Genomic DNA, 10,346 nt, shown 5'->3' with positions numbered 1-10,346 from the left:
AAACTTTTTAAAAAATCTAAACTCAAGTTTTACTCAACTTACTGATTAACTGCTTGCCTCGCTAAGCGTTGCCTGCTCTGCCGTCTCAGTGGGGTCGCATTATAGGGAGAACAGATTTTTACGCAAGCGTTTTTTAAAGTTATTTGCAATTAATTGGCATTTGGTATGTTTTTCAAACGAACAGCGTAAAAACACAGCTAAACTCGCTATAAAGAAGCCTCTAAAATCAAGTTAACTTCATGATTGGTCAATTATCACTCTTTTGAAACTAAAAACACTCATTTAAAAGCATATCCACACTTGAATATATGCAATAACGAATATACACTTTATTGCATGTTTTATATGAGGCATTATTTATGAGTAATCAAACTTCAACTAAGCGTTCGGTTTTATTCCTTTGTACTGGTAACTCTGCTCGCTCACAAATGGCTGAGGCGTTACTTCGCCACAAAGCGGGCGATCTATTTGATACTTACAGTGCTGGTACGTCACCAGAAATGATTGACCCTCGTACCTTAGATGCGCTTGAAAAGTTTGGTTTGACTATTAATAACCTTAAATCAAAGAATGTTGATGAATTTTCAGGTCAAGAATTTGATTTTGTTATTACCCTTTGTGATAAAGCAAATAAAGAATGCCGTAACTTCCCTGGCGCTAAAACACAATTAGCTTGGGACTTTCCAGACCCTAAAGAGCGATGCTGTAATAACCCTTTCGCTACCACATTAAGTGAATTAAATAATCGCTTGTCGATGTTCTTACTTTTAGAAGGCAAAGATCAACCAAATGGTAAGGCAGCATCAAGCCTACGTATTGATAAACAAATCTCTGAACTTGATAACCTTACTATTGATCCTATTTCCTTTTACAAGTGCTTAACTGATGATATACGCCTAAAAACACTGATGCTTACTAATTATCACGGTGAACTATGTGTATGTGAATTGATGGAAGCGCTACAAGAAGATAGCCAACCAAAAGTGTCGCGTAACTTAGCTGTATTAAAACGAGCGGGAATTATCACAGATAGAAAGCATGGCCAATGGGTGTTCTATAAAATCAATCCCGACCTACCTATATGGATAAAAAAAGTGATCAGTGAAACAACTGAAAACAATCTCACACTAATTGCAAATAATCTAAATAACCTCGCTAATATGCATAACCGCCCAAGCAAAACTGACTTTTGCCGCTAAGTATAGGAGATCATAATGGGAATTTTTGAGCGCTACTTATCTATTTGGGTTGGCTTAGCCATAATTACTGGTGTTTTACTTGGCCTGTGGCAACCTGATGTATTTCAAATGATTGCTGACTTTGAAATAGCTCATGTGAATATTGCTGTCGCTGTTTTCATTTGGGTGATGATCTTTCCGATGATGGCGCAAATAGATTTTTCATCTATTAAAGATGTTGGTAAAAACCCAAAAGGCTTAGTGCTTACACTGATCATTAACTGGCTTATTAAGCCTTTCACTATGGCTGCGCTTGGTTGGCTATTCTTTAACTTTGTATTTGCCGATTTGGTTGATGCACAAACTGCACAAGAATATATAGCAGGTATGATTTTACTTGGTGTTGCACCTTGCACAGCCATGGTGTTTGTATGGTCACAACTCACAAAAGGTGATGCTAACTACACGTTAATTCAAGTTTCTGTGAATGATGTCATCATGATTTTTGCATTTGCACCTATTTCTGCCTTGTTATTAGGTGTTAGTGATATTCAAGTGCCATGGGAGACATTACTTATATCAGTGGTGTTATATGTATTATTGCCATTAACTGCTGGCGTGCTAACACGTAAGGCTTTAAGTAAAGGTAAAGATGAGCAAGCGCTTGAACAATTTTTAGCCAAATTAAAACCTTGGCCTATGGTTGGGTTAATAGCAACGGTGGTTTTACTATTTGGTTTTCAAGCGAATACAATTCTGGCAGAGCCGCAAACAATAGTATTAATTGCTATTCCACTGATCATTCAAACCTACGGCATTTTTGTTATTGCGTATGCTGCGGCTATTTGGATGAAGCTGCCGCAAAAAATAGCAGCGCCTTCATGCTTAATTGGCACCTCAAACTTTTTTGAACTCGCTGTCGCTGTGGCTATTTCATTATTTGGCTTACATTCTGGTGCAGCATTAGCAACGGTTGTTGGTGTATTAGTAGAAGTACCCGTGATGTTATCGCTAGTTGTCATTATAAATCGCACCCAACATTGGTTTAAATAAAAGGAATAACAGATGCAACGTCACCCATATGACACATTAATTTTAGACAATGGCGCAAAGCTTATTTTTACACCTTGCCCTGGCAGTAAAGAAGCATCGCTTGAAGAGTCAGTTATCACATTGCAACAAGCTGGTACGAATATAATACTCACCTTGATGCACGATGAAGAGCTTGCAAAAAACAATGCCGATCAACTGCCAATATTGTGCAAGCTGCACAATATAACTTGGTTGCAGCTGCCAATTTTAGATGATGCAGCGCCAGCACAGGAATTTGCAACACAATGGCAAGAACATAAAAGCACCATTGCCAACGCAGTAAAAAACCAAGCCACTATCGCCGTACACTGTAAAGGAGGTTCAGGTAGAACGGGCTTAGTAATAGCCCTTATTTTATTAGCGCATGGCATGCCTACTGACGAGATAATTAAACAAGTCCAAAACATTAGGCCAAATGCGTTAAAAAATACACACCAACTAAATTATTTTAACTCGCAGTTATAATCAGTATTAAGGAATAAACAATGACTATTAAAGTAGGTATAAATGGTTTTGGCCGGATGGGTCGATTATCAATGCGCGCTGCTTTCGATTGGGATGATATAGAAATCGTACATATTAACGATCCTGCTGGTAACGCTGAAACATTTGCACATTTAATGACGTTTGATTCAGTGCACGGTAAATGGCACCACGAAGCAAGCCATACTGACGATACTATTATCATAAATGGTAAAACCATAGCTTTTACGCAAAACACAAAAACCCAAGACACGGATTGGTCAGACTGTGATGTAGTAATTGAAGCTTCGGGTAAAATTAAAACCAAAGCCTTATTACAAGCCTACCTTGATCAGGGTGTAAAGCGCGTTGTTGTAACAGCCCCAGTAAAAGAAGACGGTATTTTAAATATTGTAATGGGTGTGAACGACTACCTTTATAACAAAGAAACTTACCCAATAGTTACCGCGGCATCGTGTACAACTAATTGTTTAGCGCCTGTGGTTAAAGTTATTCATGAAAAAATTGGTATCAAACATGGCTCAATCACCACGATTCATGACATTACCAATACCCAAACAATTATTGATGCGCCGCATAAAGATTTACGCCGTGCGCGCTCATGTGGCACGAGTTTAATTCCAACAACAACAGGTTCAGCAACGGCCATTACACATATATTCCCTGAATTAAAAGGTAAATTAAACGGCCATGCTATTCGTGTCCCACTAACGAATGCATCAATCACAGATTGTGTATTTGAGCTTGAACGTGGCACTTCTATTGATGAAGTAAACGCTTTACTTAAAGATGCCGCAGCTGGTGAGCTAAAAGACATCATGGGTTATGAAGAACGCCCGCTTGTCTCTATCGATTATAAAACCGACCCTCGCTCAAGCATTGTAGATGCACTATCAACTATGGTGATCAACGACACACAAGTGAAACTCTACGTGTGGTACGACAATGAGTGGGGTTATGCAAATCGTACAGCAGAGCTGGTACGTAAAGTTGGCCTAGCCGATAAGGAATAGTTGAGCGTGGATCGATTAAAAGCACTTCCGCCACAAATAAAACAATACCTAGTAATTACCGGTAATTATTGGGCGTTTACCCTTACTGATGGCGCACTACGCATGCTTGTAGTGTTGTATTTCCACCAGCTTGGTTACAGTCCACTCAGCATAGCGATGCTGTTTTTGTTTTATGAAATTTTTGGGGTAATCACTAATTTAGTAGGCGGATGGCTTGGCGCTCGATTCGGTCTTAATAAAACCATGAACATTGGCTTGGGCTTACAAATAGTTTCTTTAGCTATGCTCATGGTACCTGTTGACGCACTCACTGTTATTTATGTTATGGCAGCACAGGCGTTATCTGGAGTAGCAAAAGATCTCAATAAAATGAGTGCAAAGAGTGCAATTAAACTCCTTGTACCAAAAGATGCGCAAGGCCAGCTATATAAATGGGTGGCTATTTTAACCGGCTCTAAAAATGCACTTAAAGGGGTTGGCTTCTTTTTAGGTGGTTTGTTGCTTACCTTATTAGAGTTCCACGGTGCAATTCTTAGTATGATTTGCATGCTCAGCTCCGTCTGGCTATTTAGTATCTTTGCTTTAAAAGAAGACTTAGGCAAAGCTAAAAGTAAAGCCAAATTTAGTGAGCTGTTCTCCAAAAGCAAAGCCATTAATGTGCTCTCCGCTGCACGGATGTTTTTATTTGGTGCTAGAGATGTCTGGTTTGTAGTTGCCCTACCTGTGTTTTTAGCCGCAACCTTTGGTTGGGATCACTGGTGGGTTGGTGGGTTTATGGCAAGCTGGGTGATTGGCTATGGCATAGTGCAATCTTTTGCCCCCTCTTTTACCGGTAGAAAGTCAGGGCAAGTCCCAAGTGGCCGCAGCGCATTTTTGTGGGCCAGCTATCTAACAGCAATACCTGCACTTATTGCCCTAGCTCTACATTTTGATTTTTATATACAGGCATCCATTATTATCGGCTTACTAATATTTGGTGCAGTCTTTGCCATTAATTCATCATTACATAGTTATTTAATTGTCAGCCTTGCCGACAGTAATGGCGTGTCTCTGGATGTAGGTTTTTATTACATGGCCAACGCCATGGGCCGATTAATAGGCACAGTACTTTCGGGCTGGGTGTATCAGCAATATGGACTTGAAGCCTGTTTATGGATCTCAAGCGTATTTATCGCCTTAGCTGCCCTGCTGTCACTGGCATTGCCACAACAAGCCGAAGTAACGGCACAATAATTCAATCCATTCCTGCATGGTGTTGACTATGTAGGGCTTTGCATTTTCTAAATAAAACAACTAACACCTTACTAAATTCCCCGAATATGGAACGATTAATGCATTATTTTTGACATTAAAAAACACGTCAATTTATAGTCGCACGGGACGCTCAATGAATCTAACCAATATACCTTCATCATTAATTACTGATCCAAACATGTTAAAGCAAAGCCAAGCAGGAACACAACCCGTGGACCAAGCTGAAGATAACTCATCAGTTGCGGCAAAAGATACCGATGAAAACACCGCGCAAAATGATACGAATACTGATGAAACGGCACAAACCACTCAGCAACAAATGATTACAAACATAAAAACACTACAAGAAAAAATACGTGTACTTGAAGCAGACACCAGCCTAACAAAAGCAGATCAACAAACACAAATTGGCGAATTACAGCAAGAGTTAGATGAGGAATTGGTTGCTATACAATTAAGCGTTAAAAAGAATGTATCAACGCTAATGGGGAGTTTATTTTCGTCATCAGGAAACACCAGTTCAGGCTTGTTGTTCAATCACAGTGCTTAATACACAAAAAAAGGCGAAAGTTACCTTTCGCCTTGTCACCGTTGAGCTTAAAAATTAATAGTTGATATTAACTTTTTGTTGCTTCACCTGCTTTTTTATCGCCACGTTTACCTTTTTTATGGCCTTTATCTTTCATTTTTTTAGCAAAACGTTTTTTCATTTTACTATACTTTTCACGTTGTTCAGCATTCAAGATTTGCCAAACTGTATGTTCCATTTTAAGTTTTTGCATAGCAAATTTTTCGGCTTTGGCTTCGCGTGAGTTAATCAGCTCTTGCGCTGCATTTTCATCAAATGTTGACTTAGCTAATAGCACGTCCATTTTTGCTTTAAATGCTTCACGCTCAGCTTTACGCGTTTCTTTATCAGCGCGCATCGCTTTCATTTGCTCTTTTTGAGCATCAAAGGCCGCTTTTAGCTCAGTTTGCTGTGCTTGCGTTAAATCTAGCTTTTTAGCACCACGCTCAGAAAGTAAGAAACGTGCTTCATGCATGCCTTTACCATGATGCATACCACCTTTTGCCATAGCAACACCTGTACCAAGTGTTGCTGTTGCTAATCCACAGATTAACACTAGTTTAGTTAGTTTACGTGTGATCATAATCATTACCTCTTGGTTGGGAGTATTATTCACTCTGGCTGCTGCCTTAGCGAGTAAGTGAACTATAACAACTGCAATGCAAAGCAACGCAAATGAGTGTAAAGGTTATGTAAAGATTACCATTTATACACTTTACTGGGTAAAATGTAGTTATTGCAGCATAGCGAGGTTGGCTAAATGAAATTATTAATGATTGATGATGATACAGGGTTATGCGAACTCCTGAGCGAGTACCTAACAGCGCAAGGCTACACCGTTGAGTGTGTTCATGACGGAGAGCAAGGACTAAAAAAAGCACTTGAGCACGACTACGCGCTTATTTTACTTGATGTCATGCTACCTAAACTTGATGGCTTTGAAGTTCTCAAACAGTTAAGACAAAAAAAGTTAACCCCAGTGATAATGCTTACTGCAAAAGGCGAAGATTTCGATCGCATTTTTGGCCTTGAGCTCGGTGCTGATGATTATATTCCTAAGCCTTTTAATCATCGGGAATTACTCGCTCGAGTAAAAGCGATTACCCGTCGCATTGAACATATCGCAAGCTTGAGCAACACAAGCTCTAATAAGCTAACCGTTAATAATATTATTATTAACCTTGCAGCACGCGAAGCTTATGTTGACAACAACGAGCTCAGCCTAACTGGCACAGAGTATGAAGTACTGGCTTTATTAGTAAAAAATGCTGGCGAAGTAGTAAGTAAAGAACAAATTAGTGAAGAAGTGCTGGGCAGACGCTTAGCCTCTTTTGATCGTTCAATCGATATGCATGTCAGCAATATTCGTAAAAAAATTGCAGAGTATAATAGCTCTGAACGCATTAAAACTATGCGAGGGACAGGCTATGTCTTCATCCGCGGAGAGTAAGAACACCCGCTTGGCTTGGTTAAAGCACCCTAAAGACTTTTTATTTTTTAAAATCTTTGTCTGGTTTTGGCTAACCGTTATCGGCACGATCACCGCTTTGATCTTTTTAAGTAACATTGCTACGAATCAAGTAAGCACCGAAGAGTTGCGTGGCCCAATGAAAAAAAATCTTGAGTACACAGCCAAAAGTATTGAACGCAGTGCCATAAAACACAAAAAAACGGCAGCTGAAATATTAAATCATCCTCGACTAGCCAAGCGCAAATTACTCTATTTAAACTCTGATCAAGCAGAAAACTCATTAACCAGTCGCCTACCTGCTGATGATGTGGATTTAAACATACTCAATTTTACTAAGACTATGTCGCCGCAAGTGATCTTCACAGAAAGCTATCAAGCGTTTGGCCCCGTTATGGTAAACCTACCGGAGGGGACGTTCTACCTTTACGAAATCGATGAAAGCCACCCAGCACCGTTTTTAATACGCTTAAAGCTAATGCCAATTTGGCTAAAGACCACAATTGCCTTGCTCGCTTCACTGACCCTGAGCTTTATTTTTAGCCGTAACTTAATCGCCCCCATAAACCACTTAAAGCAAGCAGCAATAAAGCTCTCAAAAGGAGACTTAACTGCTCGCGCAATTATAAATGAAAATAGACGGGATGAGCTAGGGATTTTAGGCAGAGACTTTAACAGTATGGCCAGCCAAATTGAACAATTAGTTACAGCGCAAAAGCGTCTGTTAGCTGATATTTCTCATGAATTACGCTCCCCTCTCACACGCTTAAAAATGGCAACGGGCCTTGCGCAAATGCAAGCATCTGATACAAACCAAACATATTTAGAGCGGATAGAAAAAGAGGCAAATCAACTTGATAAAATGATTGCCGACGTACTGCAAGTTTCGCGATTAGAAGCCAAAAGCCAAACTTTGTCATTACATAAACAATCAATGCAAGTTATTATTAATCATGTACTTAACGACGCCCAGTTTGAAGCTAAGCAATGCAATAAAACTTTACTGGTTGAAGGTGAGCTTAACCTAGATATTTATTGTGATGAAAGCCTTATCGCCAGCGCCCTGGAAAATGTATTACGTAATGCTATTAAATACGCTGAGCATACCATCACCATAAAGTTAGCATTAACACAGACCATTAACATTGAAATAAATGATGATGGCCCAGGTGTCGAACCTGCTAATTTAACCCGATTATGCGAGCCTTTCTTTAGGCAATCAGATGCCAGAGATAGAACAAGCGGTGGCACTGGCCTAGGCTTAGCAATTGCTAAAAACGCTATTACGGCGCATTCAGGTAGCTTAACCCTGCATAATCAGAAACAGAGCGGTCTTAGCGTTAAAATTGTTTTACCCATTAAGAAGCAACAATAACTATGTTTTATAGCTCAGAGCAAACCCTGCTAGAACAGCAACAAGACATTGCAGATTTTTTTACCCAGCAGGTAACTAAACAGCACTTAGCAACAGCCAATGGTGATTTATATTATGGCTTTGCGATACCAGAGCACGCACATACCGCAGTGGTTATTAGCTCAGGTCGTATCGAAGGGCTCGATAAATACCAAGAGCTACTGTGGGAATTATATAAAAATAACTATGCCGTGTTTATTGTTGATCATCAAGGTCAGGGACGCTCCTACCGTGCTTTAGCAAATCCTCATAAAGGCTTTGTAAAGCAATTTTCTGACTATGCTCAAGATCTCGATTTATTTGATAGCCAAATAGTTAAACAATTTTGGCAGGGTAAAAAAATCATGCTTGGCCATTCGATGGGCGGGGCAATTGCATTTGATTATCTAGCTCGGTTTGAAAATAACTACAGTGGCGTATTTTTATCAGCGCCAATGTTTGATATTTACACCAAAGGCACACCAAAACCCCTTGCCAAATTAGCGGCTAAAATTGCCTGTTTATTAGGTCTAAATACGCTGTATGCGTTTGGCCAAGGGGATTATAAGCCTGAAGAGTTTGCGATAAATAGCCTAACAAGCAGCGAGATTCGCTATCAACTTTTTCGTAAAACATACCATAAAGAACCGAGTCTTCAGTTAGGTGGTGTCACCTATGGCTGGCTTAATGCCGCTTTTACGTTTATTACAAGCATAGAGCAGTTAACGCTCCCCGTGCCTATGTTTATTGCCAGTGCCCAATTGGATACCGTGGTGGATAACCAAGCTCAACATATCATTACCCATAAGCAAAAAACGGCTATTTTAGAAACGTTTAGTAATGCAAAACATGAATTACTGTTTGAACAAGACAAAATTCGCAAGGCCGTGCTAACACGCTTTTATGAGTTTTGCGGCTCACTAACTTGAGTTTGGCTCAGTGATAGTGGATCTTGATGGATCAAAATATCCATCTCACAGTCAAATTGTGCTTTGATCATAGCCACTACCTCGTCTGCCACGTAGTGCGCTCTAATTAGCGGTAAAGTATCTTCAAGCTCCAAATGCATTTGAATAAACTTTACTTTACCCCCTTGGCGAGTTCGTACATCATGGACACCAAATACGTCACCATGACTGTTTGCAATCTCAACTATCTGGCTTTTTTCTTCGTCTGGTAATTCTTTATCCATTAAATGATCGGCACTTTGGCGGGCTATGTCCCAACTGTTATAGAGTAAGTAACCCGCTACACCAATTGCGAATAATGGATCGGCGTACTGCATCCCATTTTGCGCTAATAAAATAGCCACCAGCACAGCAGCATTTAAAATAATATCGCCCTTATAGTGTACGGAGTCGGCTTTAATCGCTATTGAATCGGTATGATTGACAACTTTTGTTTGAACAAACACCACTACGAGGGTACAAGCAATCGCAAAAATACTCACCCATACTCCTAACATTGAATGACTTAGCACTACAGGATTAAATAACCGCTCAACACCATGAAACGCCAACAAACAACCAGATCCGGCAATAAATGCTGCTTGACCAAGCCCTGCTAGCGCTTCTGCTTTGCCATGGCCAAAACGGTGATCATCATCAGCAGGCCTAAGGGCATAGCCTAATACCAAAAAGCTCATCGCAGATGCCGTTATATCCATTAATGAATCTGTCAGCGAGCCAAGCATAGATGCAGAGCCCGACGCCAACCATGCCCAGCATTTAGCTGCGATCATCAGGCTAACCATAACCATAGTGACCGCACTGGCGGTTTTCACCCAAAATTCATAACTGCGATGATGCACTTTTTTACCTATACGTAAGCAACTCTTATGAACAGAGTATATCATTTTTTTAAAATGTTTAGTGTATACTCATAAGAGTAAAAAATT

Annotated in this window: 11 protein-coding genes; 9 read left to right on the top strand and 2 right to left on the bottom strand. The window is 40.0% G+C overall.

Going from position 1 to position 10,346, the window contains the following annotated elements:
• Window positions 1-359 precede the first annotated feature (359 nt).
• The 6 genes from QMA12_RS20680 (at window position 360) to QMA12_RS20655 (ending at window position 5,570) form a co-directional block, all read left to right on the top strand.
• Complete coding sequence (locus QMA12_RS20680; protein ID WP_290211320.1) at window positions 360-1,199, top strand: metalloregulator ArsR/SmtB family transcription factor; 840 nt, start codon at window positions 360-362, stop codon at window positions 1,197-1,199.
• Between the two features lie 15 nt (window positions 1,200-1,214).
• The gene (arsB, locus tag QMA12_RS20675) at window positions 1,215-2,231 is read left to right on the top strand and encodes an ACR3 family arsenite efflux transporter (RefSeq protein WP_290211319.1); all 1,017 of its coding nucleotides are present in this window, start codon (window positions 1,215-1,217) and stop codon (window positions 2,229-2,231) included.
• Window positions 2,232-2,243: 12 nt separating this feature from the next.
• Window positions 2,244-2,735: a dual specificity protein phosphatase family protein gene (locus tag QMA12_RS20670; RefSeq protein ID WP_290211318.1), complete on the top strand. Its 492-nt coding sequence runs from the start codon at window positions 2,244-2,246 to the stop codon at window positions 2,733-2,735.
• 20 nt (window positions 2,736-2,755) lie between these two features.
• Window positions 2,756-3,766, top strand: a complete 1,011-nt coding sequence (locus QMA12_RS20665) for an ArsJ-associated glyceraldehyde-3-phosphate dehydrogenase (RefSeq protein WP_290211317.1) — start codon at window positions 2,756-2,758, stop codon at window positions 3,764-3,766.
• Window positions 3,767-4,999: an organoarsenical effux MFS transporter ArsJ gene (gene arsJ, locus QMA12_RS20660; protein ID WP_290211316.1), complete on the top strand. Its 1,233-nt coding sequence runs from the start codon at window positions 3,767-3,769 to the stop codon at window positions 4,997-4,999.
• A 154-nt stretch (window positions 5,000-5,153) separates the two neighbouring features.
• On the top strand, window positions 5,154-5,570 hold the full coding sequence (locus tag QMA12_RS20655) for a hypothetical protein (protein WP_290211315.1): 417 nt from the start codon (window positions 5,154-5,156) through the stop codon (window positions 5,568-5,570).
• Window positions 5,571-5,637: 67 nt separating this feature from the next.
• Here the strand turns inward: QMA12_RS20655 and QMA12_RS20650 are convergent, their stop codons facing one another.
• A complete protein-coding gene (locus QMA12_RS20650; protein WP_290211314.1) occupies window positions 5,638-6,171 on the bottom strand; it encodes a Spy/CpxP family protein refolding chaperone in 534 nt (177 codons plus the stop codon).
• A 177-nt stretch (window positions 6,172-6,348) separates the two neighbouring features.
• Here QMA12_RS20650 and QMA12_RS20645 point away from each other — a divergent pair, with 177 nt between their 5' ends.
• The 3 genes from QMA12_RS20645 to QMA12_RS20635 are packed head-to-tail and all read left to right on the top strand — an operon-like array spanning window position 6,349 to window position 9,378.
• Window positions 6,349-7,038, top strand: a complete 690-nt coding sequence (locus QMA12_RS20645; protein ID WP_290211313.1) for a response regulator transcription factor — start codon at window positions 6,349-6,351, stop codon at window positions 7,036-7,038.
• Complete coding sequence (locus tag QMA12_RS20640) at window positions 7,016-8,431, top strand: ATP-binding protein (RefSeq protein WP_087534380.1); 1,416 nt, start codon at window positions 7,016-7,018, stop codon at window positions 8,429-8,431. Before QMA12_RS20645 ends, QMA12_RS20640 begins: the two co-directional genes overlap by 23 nt.
• 2 nt (window positions 8,432-8,433) lie before the next feature.
• Window positions 8,434-9,378 carry an alpha/beta fold hydrolase gene (locus tag QMA12_RS20635; protein ID WP_290211312.1) on the top strand — a complete coding sequence of 315 codons (945 nt, stop codon included), beginning with the start codon at window positions 8,434-8,436 and terminating at the stop codon, window positions 9,376-9,378.
• Here QMA12_RS20635 and QMA12_RS20630 read toward each other — a convergent pair.
• Window positions 9,351-10,259, bottom strand: a complete 909-nt coding sequence (locus QMA12_RS20630) for a cation diffusion facilitator family transporter (RefSeq protein WP_290211311.1) — start codon at window positions 10,257-10,259, stop codon at window positions 9,351-9,353. The genes QMA12_RS20635 and QMA12_RS20630 overlap by 28 nt on opposite strands.
• Window positions 10,260-10,346 lie beyond the last annotated feature (87 nt).

It is taken from the genome of Pseudoalteromonas sp. APC 3893 (assembly GCF_030408095.1).
Lineage (GTDB): Bacteria > Pseudomonadota > Gammaproteobacteria > Enterobacterales > Alteromonadaceae > Pseudoalteromonas.
This window is presented reverse-complemented; position numbering and strand designations above follow the sequence as displayed.